The organism is Streptomyces sp. TSRI0107 (genome assembly GCF_001905845.1).
GTDB lineage: Bacteria > Actinomycetota > Actinomycetes > Streptomycetales > Streptomycetaceae > Streptomyces.
The window spans coordinates 593,245-608,554 of the sequence record NZ_LIVZ01000002.1; the positions used below are offsets into that span (position 1 = coordinate 593,245).

11 protein-coding genes are annotated in these 15,310 nt (G+C 72.1%); 5 read left to right on the forward strand and 6 right to left on the reverse strand.

Features of this window, described 5'->3' with window-relative positions:
• Window positions 1-35 precede the first annotated feature (35 nt).
• Together AMK31_RS06595 and AMK31_RS06600 are read right to left on the reverse strand one after the other, a co-directional pair.
• Window positions 36-1,424, reverse strand: coding sequence for a M16 family metallopeptidase (locus AMK31_RS06595; RefSeq protein ID WP_073939420.1), 1,389 nt, complete (start codon window positions 1,422-1,424; stop codon window positions 36-38).
• A complete protein-coding gene (locus tag AMK31_RS06600; RefSeq protein ID WP_073939421.1) occupies window positions 1,421-2,815 on the reverse strand; it encodes a M16 family metallopeptidase in 1,395 nt (464 codons plus the stop codon). Before AMK31_RS06600 ends, AMK31_RS06595 begins: the two co-directional genes overlap by 4 nt.
• Window positions 2,816-3,086: 271 nt before the next feature.
• Between AMK31_RS06600 and AMK31_RS06605 the strand changes: the two genes are divergently transcribed.
• Entirely contained in the window at window positions 3,087-5,543 is a 2,457-nt protein-coding gene (locus tag AMK31_RS06605; RefSeq protein WP_073939422.1) for a DNA gyrase/topoisomerase IV subunit A, read from the forward strand.
• Here AMK31_RS06605 and AMK31_RS06610 read toward each other — a convergent pair.
• Window positions 5,540-6,670, reverse strand: a complete 1,131-nt coding sequence (locus AMK31_RS06610) for a CobW family GTP-binding protein (protein ID WP_073939423.1) — start codon at window positions 6,668-6,670, stop codon at window positions 5,540-5,542. The genes AMK31_RS06605 and AMK31_RS06610 overlap by 4 nt on opposite strands.
• Window positions 6,671-6,820: 150 nt before the next feature.
• On the opposite strand from AMK31_RS06610, the gene AMK31_RS06615 reads away from it, so the two are divergent.
• The 3 genes from AMK31_RS06615 to AMK31_RS06625 all read left to right on the forward strand — a co-directional run bounded on the left by AMK31_RS06615 (window position 6,821) and on the right by AMK31_RS06625 (window position 10,201).
• On the forward strand, window positions 6,821-7,780 hold the full coding sequence (locus AMK31_RS06615) for a sucrase ferredoxin (protein WP_073939424.1): 960 nt from the start codon (window positions 6,821-6,823) through the stop codon (window positions 7,778-7,780).
• A gap of 70 nt (window positions 7,781-7,850) precedes the next feature.
• A complete protein-coding gene (locus AMK31_RS06620) occupies window positions 7,851-9,524 on the forward strand; it encodes an ATP-binding protein (RefSeq protein ID WP_073939425.1) in 1,674 nt (557 codons plus the stop codon).
• Complete coding sequence (locus AMK31_RS06625) at window positions 9,521-10,201, forward strand: response regulator (protein WP_073939426.1); 681 nt, start codon at window positions 9,521-9,523, stop codon at window positions 10,199-10,201. The genes AMK31_RS06620 and AMK31_RS06625 overlap by 4 nt, the downstream gene beginning before the upstream one ends.
• An 81-nt stretch (window positions 10,202-10,282) precedes the next feature.
• Here AMK31_RS06625 and AMK31_RS06630 read toward each other — a convergent pair whose 3' ends face one another.
• From AMK31_RS06630 to AMK31_RS06640, 3 genes are all read right to left on the reverse strand, one after another.
• Window positions 10,283-11,875, reverse strand: coding sequence for a solute symporter family protein (locus AMK31_RS06630; protein WP_073939427.1), 1,593 nt, complete (start codon window positions 11,873-11,875; stop codon window positions 10,283-10,285).
• Window positions 11,872-12,339, reverse strand: a complete 468-nt coding sequence (locus AMK31_RS06635; protein WP_073939428.1) for a DUF485 domain-containing protein — start codon at window positions 12,337-12,339, stop codon at window positions 11,872-11,874. The genes AMK31_RS06630 and AMK31_RS06635 overlap by 4 nt, the downstream gene beginning before the upstream one ends.
• An 80-nt stretch (window positions 12,340-12,419) precedes the next feature.
• On the reverse strand, window positions 12,420-14,543 hold the full coding sequence (locus AMK31_RS06640) for a DNA gyrase/topoisomerase IV subunit B (protein ID WP_073939429.1): 2,124 nt from the start codon (window positions 14,541-14,543) through the stop codon (window positions 12,420-12,422).
• Between the two features lie 444 nt (window positions 14,544-14,987).
• Between AMK31_RS06640 and AMK31_RS06645 the strand changes: the two genes are divergently transcribed.
• Window positions 14,988-15,218: a DUF7455 domain-containing protein gene (locus tag AMK31_RS06645; protein WP_073939430.1), complete on the forward strand. Its 231-nt coding sequence runs from the start codon at window positions 14,988-14,990 to the stop codon at window positions 15,216-15,218.
• Window positions 15,219-15,310: the final 92 nt, after the last annotated feature.

The following is a 15,310-nucleotide window of genomic DNA, read 5'->3' on the forward strand; positions in this document are numbered from 1 at the left end:
AGGGCCCCTGCGCGTGAGTGTGCCCGCGCGGTCGTCTACTCGGCCGCCACCACGGTCACTTCGCCGATGCCCAGAGCCTCCACGGGCTCCTTGATCTGCGCCGCGTCACCGACGAGGACGGTCACCAGACGGTCCACCGGGAAGGCGTTCACGACCGCGGCGGTCGCCTCGACCGTGCCGGTCGCGGCAAGCTGCTGGTACAGCGCCGCCTGGTAGTCGTCGGGCAGGTACTGCTCGACCTGGTCGGCCAGCGTGCTCGCCACGGCCGCCGCCGTCTCGTACTTGAGCGGCGCCACGCCGACCAGGTTCTGCACGGCGACGTCCCGCTCGGCGTCGGTCAGGCCCTCCGCGGCGAGGGTGCGCAGCACCGTCCACAGGTCGTGCAGGGCGGGACCGGTGTTCGGGGTGTCGACGGAGCCGCTGATGGCGAGCATCGACGCGCCCGTGCCGTCCGGGGCGGACCGCAGCACCTGCCCGAACGCCCGTACGCCGTAGGTGTAGCCCTTCTCCTCGCGCAGGACGCGGTCCAGGCGGGAGGTGAGGGTGCCGCCCAGGCAGTACGTGCCGAGCACCTGGGCGGGCCACACGCGGTCGTGCCGGTCGGCGCCGACCCGGCCGATGAGCAGCTGGGTCTGGACCGCGCCGGGGCGGTCCACGATGACGACGCGCCCGGTGTCGTCGGCGGTCACCGGCGGCACCGGCCGCGGCTCGGCCGAGGAGCCGGTCCAGGAGCCGAGGGTGTCGCCGAGCAGGGCGTCCAGGTCGATGCCGGTGAGGTCGCCGACCACCACGGCGGTGGCCGTGGCCGGGCGGACGTGCCGCTCGTAGAAGGCGCGCACGGCCGCCGCGTCGATCTTCGCGACCGTGTCCTCGGTGCCCTGGCGCGGCCGCGACATGCGCGCGGACGCCGGGAACAGCTCCTTGGACAGTTCCTTCGCGGCGCGCCGGGACGGGTTGGCCAGCTCGTGCGGGATCTCGTCCAGCCGGTTGCGGACCAGCCGCTCGACCTCGCTGTCGGCGAACGCGGGCGCGCGCAGCGCGTCGGCGATCAGGCCGAGGCCCTTCTCCAGACGGGAGGCCGGGACCTCCAGGCTGAGCCGGACGCCGGGGTGGTCGGCGTGCGCGTCGAGGGTGGCGCCGCAGCGCTCCAGCTCGGCGGCGTACTCCTCGGCGGAGTGCTTGTCGGTGCCCTCGGAGAAGGCGCGCGCCATGATCGTGGCGACGCCGTCCAGGCCGGTGGGCTCGGCGTCCAGCGGCGCCGCCAGGAGCACCTCGACGGCGACGACCTGCTGACCGGGGCGGTGGCAGCGCAGCACCGTCAGGCCGTTGTCGAGGGTCCCGCGCGTGGGGGCGGGGAACGCCCACGGCTTGGCGTCGCCCGGCTGCGGCTGCGGGTGGAAGTCCATCGTGGCGAGCTCGGTCACTTGGCCGCCTCCTCGTTGTCGTCGGCGGCTTCCACGGTCGCCGCGGATTCCGGGTCCTCGGTGCCCTCCACGTCCTCGGGCTGCTCGGGGCTGAGCGGCTCGTAGACGAGCACCGCGCGGTTGTCGGGGCGCAGGCGGGCCTTGGCGACCTCCTGGACCTCCTCCGGCGTCACCTCCAGCACCCGCTGGACGGCGGTGAGGGCGAGCTGCGGGTCGCCGAACAGCACGGCGAACCGGCACAGTTCGTCGGCGCGGCCGGCGACCGTGCCGAGCCGGTCCAGCCACTCGCGCTCCAACTGGGCCTGGGCGCGCTCCATCTCCTCGGCGGTGGGGCCCTCCTCGGCGAACCGGGCCAGCTCCTCGTCGATGGCGGCCTCGATGACCGGCACCTCGACGTCGCCGGAGGTCTTCACGTCCAGCCAGCCCAGCGAGGGCGCCCCGGCGAGGCGCAGCAGGCCGAAGCCGGCCGCGACGGCCGTGCGGTCCCGGCGGACGAGCCGGTTGTACAGACGGGAGGACTCGCCGCCGCCCAGGACGGTGAGCGCCAGGTCGGCGGCGTCGCACGCGCGCGTGCCGTCGTGCGGGAGGCGGTAGGCGGCCATCAGGGCGCGCGCCGGGACCTCCTCCTCGACGACCTCGCGCAGCTGCTCGCCGATGATCTCGGGCAGCGAGCCGTCGCGCGGGGCGGGCTTGCCGTCGTGCGAGGGGATGGAACCGAAGTACTTCTCGATCCACGCGAGAGTCTGCTTCGGGTCGATGTCACCGACCACCGAGAGCACCGCGTTGTTCGGCGCGTAGTAGGTGCGGAAGAACGCGCGGGCGTCCTCCAGCGTCGCCGCGTCCAGGTCGGCCATCGACCCGATCGGCGTGTGGTGGTACGGGTGGCCCTCCGGGTAGGCGAGGGCGGTGAGCTTCTCGAACGCGGTGCCGTAGGGCACGTTGTCGTAGCGCTGGCGGCGCTCGTTCTTGACGACGTCCCGCTGGTTCTCCATCGACTCGTCGTCGAGGGCGGTCAGCAGGGAGCCCATGCGGTCGGCCTCCAGCCAGAGCGCGAGCTCCAGCTGGTGGGCGGGCATGGTCTCGAAGTAGTTGGTGCGCTCGAAGCTGGTGGTGCCGTTGAGCGAGCCGCCCGCGCCCTGCACCAGTTCGAAGTGGCCGTTGCCCTTCACCTGGGCGGAGCCCTGGAACATCAGGTGCTCGAAAAGGTGAGCCAGGCCGGTACGGCCCTTGACCTCGTGGCGCGAGCCGACGTCGTACCAGAGGCACACCGCCGCGACCGGGGTCAGGTGGTCCTCGGAGAGCACCACGCGCAGACCGTTGGCCAGGCGGTGCTCGGTCGCTGTCAGGCCGCCGGAGCCTGCCTCGGCTGTGGCCGTGTGACCCATGGGCATGTACGTCCCTTCGATCGCGGATGCGGTGGGTGAGACCGCTGGTTTCCTGCCGTCCTGCCACTGTATGCAAGCGTGCGGACCGTCTGCGAAGTTCCCGGACCGCGTACGCCGAGAGCGAGAGGGGGCTTACCCGGCGTGAGGGCGTAGCCTGCGGGGCAGCAGGGGGGCCGGGCGGACTGCGCCGGGTCCCGCTCCGCGTTGTCAGTGCCGCGGTCCACAATGGTCCGCGTCAGATCCCGTTCACCACGCTTCAGCAAGGAGCCAGGCAGCGATGGCCCGCCGCAGCACGAAGACCCCGCCGCCCGACGACTCGTACGAGGAGAAGATCCTCGACATCGACGTCGTCGACGAGATGCAGGGCTCCTTCCTCGAGTACGCGTACTCGGTCATCTACTCCCGAGCCCTGCCGGACGCACGCGACGGTCTCAAGCCGGTGCACCGCCGCATCGTCTACCAGATGAACGAGATGGGCCTGCGCCCGGAACGCGGCTATGTGAAGTGCGCCCGCGTGGTCGGCGAGGTCATGGGCAAGCTGCACCCGCACGGCGACGCGTCGATCTACGACGCCCTGGTGCGCATGGCCCAGCCCTTCTCGATGCGCGTGCCCCTGGTGGACGGCCACGGCAACTTCGGCTCCCTGGGCAACGACGACCCGCCGGCGGCCATGCGGTACACCGAGTGCCGGATGGCCGCGGCCACGGGTCTGATGACCGAGTCCATCGAAGAGGACACGGTCGACTTCGGTCCGAACTACGACGGCCAGGAGCAGGAGCCGGTCGCCCTGCCCGCCGCGTTCCCGAACCTCCTGGTGAACGGCGCCTCCGGCATCGCGGTCGGCATGGCCACCAACATGCCGCCGCACAACCTCGGCGAGGTCATCGCCGCCGCCCGCCACCTCATCCGGTATCCGAACGCCGATCTCGACGCGCTGATGAGGCACGTCCCGGGACCCGACCTGCCCACCGGCGGCCGGATCGTCGGCCTGTCGGGCATCCGCGACGCCTACGAGACGGGCCGCGGCACGTTCAAGATGCGCGCGACGGTGTCCGTGGAGACCGTCACGGCCCGCCGCAAGGGCCTGGTCGTCACCGAGCTGCCCTTCACGGTCGGCCCGGAGAAGGTGATCGCCAAGATCAAGGACCTGGTCGGCTCGAAGAAGCTCCAGGGCATCGCCGACGTCAAGGACCTCACCGACCGTGAGCACGGGCTGCGCCTGGTCATCGAGATCAAGAACGGCTTCGTGCCGGAGGCCGTCCTGGAGCAGCTGTACAAGCTGACCCCGATGGAGGAGTCCTTCGGCATCAACAACGTGGCGCTGGTGGACGGCCAGCCGCTGACGCTGGGCCTGAAGGAGCTGCTGGAGGTCTATCTCGACCACCGCTTCGAGGTCGTCCGCCGCCGCTCCGAGTTCCGCCGCGGCAAGCGGCGCGACCGCCTGCACCTGGTCGAGGGCCTGCTGACGGCCCTGGTGGACATCGACGAGGTCATCCGGCTGATCCGCTCCAGCGAGAACTCCGCGCAGGCCAAGGAGCGCCTGATGGAGCGCTTCTCGCTGAGCGAGGTGCAGACCCAGTACATCCTCGACACGCCGCTGCGCCGGCTCACCAAGTACGACCGGATCGAGCTGGAGGCGGAGAAGGACCGGCTCAACACCGAGATCGAGGAGCTGACCCGGATCCTGGAGTCCGACGCGGAGCTGCGCAAGCTGGTCTCCACCGAACTGGCCGCGGTGGCCAAGAAGTTCGGCACCGAGCGGCGTACGGTCCTGCTGGAGTCCGCGGGCGCCCCGGCCGCCGCCGTGCCGCTGCAGGTGGCGGACGACCCGTGCCGGGTGCTGCTGTCCTCGACGGGTCTGCTGGCGCGTACGGCCAACGCCGAGCCGTTCGCGGAGGACGCCGACGGCAAGCGCGCCAAGCACGACGTGATCGTCTCGGCGGTGCCGGCCACGGCCCGTGGCGAGGTCGGCGCGGTGACGTCGTCCGGGCGGCTGCTGCGGATCAGCGTCGTCGACCTGCCCCAGCTGCCGGAGACGGCGGCGGCGCCCACCCTCTCGGGCGGCGCGCCGCTGGCGGAGTTCGTCACCCTGGAGGACGACGAGACGGTCGTCTGCCTGACCACCCTCGACGAGTCCTCCCCCGGTCTGGCGCTGGGCACGGAGCAGGGCGTGGTCAAGCGGGTGGTGCCGGACTACCCGGCGAACAAGGAGGAGCTGGAGGTGATCACCCTCAAGGAGGGTGACCGGATCGTCGGCGCGGTGGAATTGCGCACCGGCGAGGAGGACCTGGTCTTCATCACCGACGACGCCCAGCTGCTGCGGTACCAGGCCTCCCAGGTCCGCCCGCAGGGCCGGCCGGCGGGCGGTATGGCGGGCATCAAGCTCGCCGACGGCGCGAAGGTCATCGCCTTCACGGCGGTGGACCCGGCCGCCGACGCGGTGGTGTTCACCGTCGCGGGCTCGCGCGGCACGCTGGACGACTCCGTGCAGACGACCGCCAAGCTGACCCCGTTCGACCAGTACCCGCGCAAGGGCCGTGCCACGGGCGGCGTGCGCTGCCAGCGGTTCCTGAAGGGCGAGGACTGCCTGTCCTTCGCCTGGGCGGGCGCCACCCCGGCACGGGCGGCCCAGAAGAACGGCTTGCCGGCCGACCTGCCCGAGATGGATCCGCGCCGCGACGGCTCGGGCGTGTCGCTGCAGAAGAAGGTGGCGGCGGTGGCCGGGCCGGTCTAGAACCCCTGGTCCGCGCCGGGTTCCGGGTCGTACTCGGCGTACGCCTCGGGGCCCGGCTCCTCCGGGTCCCGGACGTAGCGCAGGACGCCCCACATGCCGTGCTCGTCGGCGGTGTGCGGGGCGTCGTCGCGGCAGGCCTCCAGCTCCTTGCCGAGGAGCGGGGCGTCGATGCCGGAGCCGATCAGGACGAGCTGGGTGAGCCGTTCGGCGTCAGACGCCCAGCGCTCCGGGTAGAACCGGAGGAACCGGCCCACCGCGTGGACGGCGTACCGGTTGCGGGGGTCGTGGGCGCCGAAGTCGACGTACCCCTTGATCCGGTAGAGCCCTTCGGGCCTGCTGTCGAGGAACCGCATCAGGCGTCGGGGGTCGAGGGGGCGGTCGGAGACGAAGGACAGGCTGTCGTAGGCGGTGTGCAGATGGCCCGCGTGGCCGTGCGTCTCGCCGGGCACGTCCTGGTGCTCGTCCGCGTGCAGGTCGTCGTGCAGGTCGTCGAAGGACAGCTGCCCGACGCGCTCCTCGCTCGGCCGGCAGTCGAACAGGAACTCCGGGTCGATCCGGCCGTAGGTCGCGGGCACGACGGCGGCCCGGTCGGTGAGGGTGCGGACCAGGCCGAGGACACGTTCGGCGTCCGGGGTCCGGTCCAGCTTGTTGACCACGACGAGGTCGGCGAGGGCGAGGTGCCGGTCGATCTGGGGGTGCTTCGCGCGGGTCTCGTCGAACTCCGCGGCGTCGACGACCTCCACGAGACCGCCGTAGACCACCCGCGGGTTCTCGCTGGCGAGCAGCATGCGGACGAGTTCCTGCGGCTCGGCCAGGCCGCTGGCCTCGATCACGATGACGTCGATGCCGGTCTCGGGCCGGGCGAGCCGGTCGAGGTAGAGGTCCAGCTCACTGGCGTCGACGGCGCAGCACAGGCATCCGTTGCCGAGCGAGACGGTGGAGTCGCCGAGCGCCCCGGCCACGGCCATGGCGTCGATCTCGATGGCGCCGAAGTCGTTGACGACGGCGCCGATACGGCTGCCGCCGCTGCGGTGGAGCAGATGGTTGAGGAGTGTCGTCTTGCCGGAGCCCAGGAATCCGGCGAGGACGACGACCGGGATCTGCTGCGGCCTCGGGCTCTGCCCCAACGTGCGACCTCTCTCCTACCGGCGCGGGCCCCGGCGCGCGGCCCGGCGCGTGTGCGAGCACTGACTGCGGCCCCCAGAATACGAGCGCCGGCGCGGACCCCGGCGCGGTCGGGAGGTCATCGGGGACGAAGTCAGGTTAGGCTCACCTGTGTGAGTACGTGCGCGACCGTCTCCGAGAGTCTCGGCGAGCCCATTTCCGGAACCGCGGCGACCGCCAGGACCTGGCTCCTGGTGGAACAGCCCGGTCCGTGGGGCGCCAGGGCGCTCACTTCGAGCCACCTGGACCCCGCGCTGGGCCGCGCGCTGGAGGCCGCCGCGAAGGGCACCGGCGTGCGCATCGCGCTCATCCGCCGCCCGGGCCGCCACGCGGACTGCCACACGACGTCCGTACGCCGGGTGTACGCCACCCACACCATGCCGGGCAACGCCTGGCTGCGCACCGCCACGACCACCGACCCCCGGCAGCTCCTCGATCTGGACTTCGCCGCCCTCGGCCGGGGCGACCACCACACCTTCGACACCGCGCTGCGGGGCCGGCCCCACACCGGCGGCCCGCTCGCCCTGGTGTGCACCAACGGCAAGCGCGACCGCTGCTGCGCCCTGCTCGGCCGCCCGCTCGCCGCCGAGCTGGCCGCGTCCGGGGTGGAGGGCGTCTGGGAGGTCACCCATCTGGGCGGTCACCGCTTCTCGCCGACGCTGCTCGTCCTGCCGTACGGCTACGCGTACGGCCGGGCCGACGCCCGCGGCGTCAAGGAAGTGCTGCACGCCGTCCAGGAGGGCCGGATCGTCGTCGAGGGATGCCGGGGCGGATCGGCCTGGGAGCGGCCCGGCCAGGCGGCCGAGCTGGCCGTGCGGAGGGCGGTGGGCGAGTACGCGGCGGACGCGCTGAGCGTCGTACGCACCGAGAGCGCCGTACGGACGGACGGTGCGGCCCCGCGCTGGGAGGTGACCGTCGCCCACGTGGACGGCCGCTGCTGGCGTGTCCTGGTGGCACAGGGGGCCTCCGAGCCGCCCCGCCCCGAGAGCTGCGGCACGTCGGTCCTGGGCGCCCCCGCGCGGATGGACGTCCTGGCGCTGCGCGAACTGACCCCGGCGGCCCTCGCGAGCTGACCTCCGCGCGGGAGGGAGATCCCGGCACCCCACTACGGCGCAGGGCGCCCGTCCACGTACCGTCGTGGGTATGAGCCCCACGTCCCCCGCCCGCCGCCTGCGCCTCGGCCTGCCGCGCCGGGTGTTCTCGCAGGTGCTGCTGATGCAGGTGGCGATCGCCGCGGGAGTCGCGGTGCTCGCGACCGGGCTGTTCCTCGCGCCGCTCAGCGACCAGCTGGACGACCAGGCCATGCGCCGGGCGCTCGCGATCGCGCAGACCACCGCGGCCCAGCCACGGCTCGCCGAGGAGGTCCGTAGCACACCGCCGACCCCCGGCGGACCCGTCCAGCGGGAGGCCGAGCGGATCCGGAAGGCCACCAGGGCCGAGTACATCGTGGTGATGGACACGCGCGGGGTGCGCTGGTCGCACACCGAGCCGGCGGAGATCGGCCGGCACGTCTCCACCGACCCCAGCGAGGCGCTCTCCGGCCGGGAGGTCATGGAGATCGACGAGGGCACCCTCGGCCGCTCCGCGCGCGGCAAGGTGCCGTTGCGCGACGGCGACGGCGAGATCGTGGGTGCGGTGTCGGTCGGCATCGCGTACGACAGTGTCCGCGCGCGGCTCATCCACGCGATCCCGGAGCTGCTGGCGTACGCCGGGGGCGCCCTGGCCGTGGGCGCGCTGGCCTCCTGGCTGATCTCGCGCCGGGTGCAGCGGCAGACCCGCGACCTGGCCTTCTCCGACATCGCGGCGCTGCTCGCGGAGCGCGAGGCGATGCTGCACGGCATCCGGGAGGGGGTCGTCGCCCTGGACCGCGCGGGCCGGGTCCGCCTGCTGAACGACGAGGCGCAGCGCCTGCTGGGCATCGGCGACGAGGCCGTGGGCCGCTCCCCCGACGAGGCGCTGGGCGAGGGGCGTACGGCCGACGTGCTGGCCGGGCGGGTGGCGGGCACCGATCTGCTCACCGTGCGCGGGCAGCGGGTGCTGGTCGCCAACCGGATGCCCACCGGCGACGGAGGGGCCGTCGCCACCCTGCGGGACCGCACCGAGCTGGAGCAGCTGGGCCGGGAGCTGGACTCCACGCGCGGCCTGATCGACGCGCTGCGCGCCCAGGACCACGAGCACGCCAACCGGATGCACACGCTGCTGGGGCTGCTCGAGCTGGAGATGTACGACGACGCGGTGGAGTTCGTCGGCGAGGTGGTCGGCGATCACCGGGCCACCGCGGAACAGGTCACCGAGAGGATCGAGGACCCGCTGCTCGCCGCCCTGCTGGTCGGCAAGGCGACCGTAGCGGCCGAGCGGGGGGTCGCGCTGCGGCTCTCCGGCCGCACCCGGCTGCCGGACCGGCTGGTCGACGCCCGGGGACTGGTCACGATCGTGGGCAACCTGGTCGACAACGCCCTGGACGCCGTCGCGGGCACGCCGCACGCGCGCGTGGAGGTCGAGTTGCAGGCCGAGGGGCGTGCCGCCGTGCTCGCGGTGCGGGACACGGGGCCCGGGATCCCGGCGGAGCGGCGCGAGGTCGTCTTCACCGAGGGATGGTCGACGAAGGAGCCGCCCGCCCACCGCAAGCGCGGCATCGGGCTGTCCCTGGTCCGGCGGCTGGCCGAGCGGCAGGGCGGTTCGGTGACGGTGGGCGAGGCGCCCGGCGGGGGCGCGGAGTTCGTCGTCGTCCTGCCCGAGGCGCTGGCCGAGCCGGGGCCGCGGCCCGCCCTGACCGTGCCGTCCGCCGCGCGGACCACCGAGGAGGAGTCACGATGATCGAGGTCCTGGTCGTGGACGACGACACCAGGGTCGCGCGGGTGAACGCCGCGTACGTCGAGAAGGTGCCGGGCTTCCATGTCGCCGGGGAGGCGCACCAGGCCGCGGAGGCGCTGCGGCTGCTGGAGACGCTGCCGCACGTGGATCTGGTCCTCATGGACCACTATCTGCCCGACGGGACGGGCCTGGCGGTGGTGCAGGAGATGCGCCGGCGCGGGCACCAGACCGACGTGATCATGGTGACGGCGGCCCGCGACGTGGCGACCGTGCAGGCGGCGATGCGGCACGGCGCGCTGCAGTACCTGGTCAAGCCGTTCGCCTTCGCCGGTCTGCGCGCCAAGCTGGAGGCGTACGCGCAGCTGCGCCGGACCCTCGACGGGGGCGGCGAGGCGGAGCAGGCCGAGGTGGACCGCATCTTCGGCGCGTTGTCCGCGTCGTCGGAGCCGGATCTGCCGAAGGGCCACTCCCCCACCACCGCGGAGCTGGTCCGTCAGTCCCTGATGAACGCGGAGGGCCCGCTGTCGGCGCTGGAGATCGCCGAGCGGACCGGGGTGAGCCGGCAGACCGCGCAGCGCTATCTGAAGCTCCTGGAGCGCACCGGACGGGCCACGCTGACCCTCAGGTACGGCGACGCGGGCCGCCCGGAACACCGTTACGTGTGGGCGACCCGCGCCTGACGCACGGCCCAGGGGCGGGGGAAGGACCGTGCCCCCAGGGGTACGGACGCGGGCCGCCGTTTTCTCGACGGCTGCCCGGCCTCACGCCGCTCCGGCCCCCGTGAGCGAGCGCACCTCCGTCTCCGCGTGTCCGGCCTCGTCCGGGGTCTCCGCCGAGGTGACCGTGCCGAGCCAGCCGGCGAGGAACCCCAGCGGGATGGAGACCAGTCCCGGGTTCTGGAGCGGGAAGAGCTGGAAGTCGGCGCCGGGGAACAGCGCGTCCGGGCCGCCCGAGACCACGGGCGACAGCAGCATCAGCGCCACCGCCGGGATCAGCCCGCCGTAGACGGCCCAGACGGCGCCCCGGGTGGTGAAGCCGCGCCAGAACAGCGAGTAGAGCAGCACCGGCAGGTTCGCGGACGCGGCGACGGCGAAGGCGAGACCGACCAGGAAGGCGACGTTGAGGTCGCGGGCGAGCAGTCCGAGGGCGATGGCGACGGCGCCGATGCCGACCGCCGCGACCCGTGCGACGGCCACCTCGCCGCGGGGCTCGCCCCGCTTGCGGCGCAGCGACGCGTACAGGTCGTGGGCGACGGACGCCGAGGAGGCGAGGGTGATGCCGGCGACCACGGCGAGGATGGTGGCGAAGGCGACGGCGGCGACGATCGCGAAGAGAACCGTTCCACCGGTGGAGCCCGCGCCGCCGCCGAGGTCCAGCGCCAGCAGGGGAACCGCCGTGTTCCCGGCCGCGTTGGAGGCGCGTACGGCGTCCGGGCCCACGATCGCGGCCGCGCCGAAGCCGAGGACGATCGTCATCAGGTAGAAGCCGCCGATGAGCCCGATCGACCAGACGACCGAGCGCCGCGCGGCCCGTGCGGTGGGCACGGTGTAGAAGCGGGACAGGATGTGCGGCAGCCCGGCGGTGCCGAGCACCAGCGCGAGGCCGAGGCTGATGAAGTCGAGGCGGGCGGTCCAGTCCTCGCCGTACGCCAGCCCGGGGGCCAGGAAGGCCGTGCCGTGGCCGCTGCGGTCCGCGGCGGTGCGCAGCAGCTGGTCGAAGTCGCCGTGGAACCGCAGCAGTACGAGCACGGTCAGCGTGATCGTCCCGCCCAGCAGCAGGACGGCCTTCACGATCTGGATCCAGGTGGTGGCCCGCATCCCTCCCAGCGACACGTAGATCACCATCAGCGCGCCGACCCCGATGACGGTCCAGGCCCGCGCGGCTCCGCTCGTCCCGCCCAGCAGCAGCGCGACCAGGCTGCCCGCCCCGACCATCTGCGCCACCAGGTACAGAACGGACACGGCGACCGAGGAGGTTCCCGCCGCGATCCGCACCGGCCGCTCCCGCATCCGCGCGGCGACCACGTCGGCAAGGGTGAACCGCCCGCAGTTGCGCACCAGTTCGGCGACCAGGAAGAGCACCACCAGCCACGCGACCAGGAAGCCCACCGAGTACAGCAGCCCGTCGTAGCCGAAGAGCGCGATGAGGCCGGAGATGCCGAGGAAGGAGGCGGCCGACATGTAGTCGCCCGCGATGGCAAAACCATTCTCCATCGGCGAGAACAGCCGCCCGCCCGCGTAGAACTCCTCGGCCGATCCCTGCCGGTGACGGCTCACCCACGTCGTGATCCCGAGCGTGACCGCGACGAACCCGCTGAACAGCACCAGGGCCAGCGTCTGATGATCGCCCGTCATGAGGCACCGCCCCGGAGCCCGCGCGTCAGTTCCTGGGTGTCCCAGCGCAGTTCGAGCGCCGCGCGGTCCCTGCGCAGCCGGGCGTGCCGGGCGTACGCCCAGGTGAGCAGGAAGGTGGAGAGGAACTGCCCGAGCCCGGCCACCATGGCCACGTTCACCGCGCCCGCCACCGGCCGCGCCATGAACCCGGGCGCGGTGGTGGCGGTCACGACGTACCCCACGTACCAGGCGAGGAAGGCGGCGGACGCCGGCACCACGAACCTCCGGTACCGGCTGCGCACCTCCTGGAAGGCGGCGCTGCGCTGCACCTCCAGATAGACGGCCGCGGCGTCCACCGCGCCGTCCTCGCGCCGCTCCGCCCGCTCGGGGCGCGCGGAGGGCACGGTGTTCGCGGGTGTCGCGTCCGCCTCGCCCCAGCCGGAGGCGAGCGCGTCGTACCAGGGGTCGTCGTACCTTGCGTGCATGCCCAAGGATGGACAGAACGGGAAGATCCGTGACTCTTCTTCTCCCCGCTCTTCACCCCATCAGGTGACGGGCCTCCCGGCTAGGCGTCGATGCGCGAGCGGTCCAGCGTCGCCGCCGAGCTGGAGATGAACTCCTTGCGCGGCGCCACGTCGTTGCCCATCAGAAGGTCGAAGACCTGCTCGGCGGCGTCCAGGTCGGAGAGGTTGATCCGGCGCAGGGTGCGGTGGCGCGGGTCCATGGTGGTCTCGGCCAGCTGGTCGGCGTCCATCTCGCCCAGACCCTTGTAGCGCTGGATGGTGTCCTTGTAGCGGACGCCCTTGCTCTGGAACTCCATGAGCTTGTCGCGCAGTTCACGGTCCGAGTACGTGTACACGTACTTGTCCTGGCCCTTCTTGGGCTGGATCAGCTCGATCCGGTGCAGCGGCGGCACCGCCGCGAACACCCGGCCGGCCTCGACCATGGGCCGCATGTAGCGGTGGAACAGCGTGAGCAGCAGGGTCCGGATGTGCGAGCCGTCGACGTCGGCGTCGGTCATCATGATGATCTTGCCGTAGCGGGCGGCGTCGATGTCGAAGGTCCGCCCGGAGCCCGCCCCTATGACCTGGATGATCGCGCCGCACTCGGCGTTCTTCAGCATGTCGGTCACGGACGACTTCTGGACGTTGAGGATCTTGCCGCGGATCGGCAGCAGCGCCTGGAACTCGGAGTTCCGGGCGAGCTTGGCGGTGCCGAGCGCGGAGTCGCCCTCGACGATGAACAGCTCGCTGCGGTCCACGTCGTCGCTGCGGCAGTCGGCGAGCTTCGCGGGCAGCGAGGACGACTCCAGGGCCGTCTTGCGGCGCTGCGCGTCCTTGTGCTGGCGGGCGGCGATACGGGTCCGCGCGGCGGCGACGGCCTTCTCCAGGACCACCCTGGCCTGCTGGGCGGCGTCACGCTTCGTGGCCGTCAGGAACGCCTTCAGCTCCTTGCTGACCACGTTGTTCACGATGCGGCGGGCCGCCGAGGTGCCGAGCACCTCCTTGGTCTGCCCCTCGAACTGCGGCTCGGCGAGCCGCACGGTGACGACCGCGGTCAGGCCCTCCAGGGCGTCGTCCTTGACGATGTCGTCCTCGGCGACGCGCAGCAGCTTCTTCGCCCGCAGCACCTCGTTCATCGTCTTGGCGATCGCCTGCTCGAAGCCGGCGACATGGGTGCCGCCCTTGGGGGTGGCGATGATGTTGACGAAGGACTTGACGGTCGTCTCGTAGCCGGTGCCCCAGCGCAGGGCGACGTCGACGCCGAGTTCCCGGGTGACCTCGGTGGGCGTCATCTGGCCGTGCTCGTCGAGGACCGGGACCGTCTCCTTGAACGTGCCCTGTCCGGAGAAGCGGAGCACGTCGCAGACCGGCCGGTCGGACGCGAGGAACTCGCAGAACTCGCTGATGCCGCCGTCGAAGCGGAAGGACTCCTCGCCCTTGCTGCCGCCCTCGCCGAGGCCGTACTCGTCACGGACGACGATGGTCAGGCCGGGCACGAGGAACGCGGTCTGGCGGGCCCGCTGGTGCAGGTTCTCCAGGGAGAGCTTGGCGTCCTTGAGGAAGATCTGGCGGTCGGCCCAGTACCGCACGCGGGTGCCGGTGCGGGTCTTGGGGATCTTCTTCGCCTTGCGCAGACCGCCCTTGGCCTCGAACCGGGCGTCCGGGCCGACGGCGGCGAAGGCGCCCGGCACACCGCGCCGGAAGCTGATGGCGTGCGTGTGGCCGTTGCGGTCGACCTCGACGTCCAGCCGCGCGGAGAGGGCGTTCACCACGGAGGCGCCGACGCCGTGCAGACCGCCGGAGGCCGCGTAGGAGCCGCCGCCGAACTTGCCGCCGGCGTGCAGCTTGGTCATGACGACCTCGACGCCGGACAGGCCGGTCTTGGGTTCGACGTCGACCGGGATGCCACGGCCGTTGTCGCGGACCTCCACCGAGCCGTCGTCGTGGAGGATCACCTCGATGTGGTCGCAGTAGCCGCCCAGGGCCTCGTCGACGGAGTTGTCGATGATCTCCCACAGGCAGTGCATCAGACCGCGGCTGTCGGTCGATCCGATGTACATGCCCGGGCGCTTGCGGACGGCCTCCAGCCCCTCGAGGACGAGCAGGTGCCGAGCGGTGTAGTTGGAACCGTCCCGGTCTGCTCCTGCCAGCAGCGCTGTGGACGGCACGGACGTCTCGGCGGTCACGCGGTTCGCTCCTCGCTGAATTTCAGATGGGGCCCGTCTGGGTAAGGCCTGGCTTCGGTTGCCGCTCAGAGGGTACCGAGGCCTGGTAGAGCCGTTGTAACGCCACCCTCGTCTGAACTCAGACTAGTCCAGAGTCGTATGCGTGTTCGATCCCTCGATGGAGTGAAGTACATATCACGTTCCATTGGAGGCATGAACCATTTAGGCTCCGGGCACGTCCTCATGAACAAACCGGCAACCCGGCCGGGAGGACCGAGACCGACAAGACAACCGCGCGAAACCGTACGACACACAGACACGCACTACGGCACATTCGCCGCCAACCGGCAGCAGCCAGCCGCCTCGGAAAAAATCTTTCGAGGAAAAGCCGCGAGCGGGAACGTTTTGGGGCTGGTTGGATGTTGACCCTGGTACGACAGCTCGTCGAGCTAGAGAAGAGGCGACGTGACTACTGTTCTGACCCCCGCGAGCCCGCTGACGGCCGCTGATCGCTGCGACCGCTGCGGCGCCCAGGCATACCTGCGCGTCGTCCTGCTCAGCGGCGGAGAGCTGCTCTTCTGCGCCCACCACGGCCGCAAGTTCGAGCCGGAACTCAAGAAGATCGCCGCTGAGATACAGGACGAGACGGAGCGGCTCACCTCCGTTCCCGGCAACGCCTCCGAAGAAGAGCGCTGACACACAGCGTCCACGACGAGCCAGTGCCGGCCCAGGCCGGTGAACGGGCGGCCGACCCCGGACATGGGGTCGGCCGCCCGTCGTCCTACCCG

What these genes read in the sequence shown, in the direction of transcription:
- AMK31_RS06600 (WP_073939421.1), bottom strand. Translation starts at nt 2,815, where the DNA reads ATGCCCATGGGTCACACGGCCACAGCCGAGGCAGGCTCCGGCGGCCTG.
- AMK31_RS06605 (WP_073939422.1), top strand. Translation starts at nt 3,087, where the DNA reads ATGGCCCGCCGCAGCACGAAGACCCCGCCGCCCGACGACTCGTACGAG.
- AMK31_RS06620 (WP_073939425.1), top strand. Translation starts at nt 7,851, where the DNA reads ATGAGCCCCACGTCCCCCGCCCGCCGCCTGCGCCTCGGCCTGCCGCGC.
- AMK31_RS06625 (WP_073939426.1), top strand. Translation starts at nt 9,521, where the DNA reads ATGATCGAGGTCCTGGTCGTGGACGACGACACCAGGGTCGCGCGGGTG.
- AMK31_RS06630 (WP_073939427.1), bottom strand. Translation starts at nt 11,875, where the DNA reads ATGACGGGCGATCATCAGACGCTGGCCCTGGTGCTGTTCAGCGGGTTC.
- AMK31_RS06635 (WP_073939428.1), bottom strand. Translation starts at nt 12,339, where the DNA reads ATGCACGCAAGGTACGACGACCCCTGGTACGACGCGCTCGCCTCCGGC.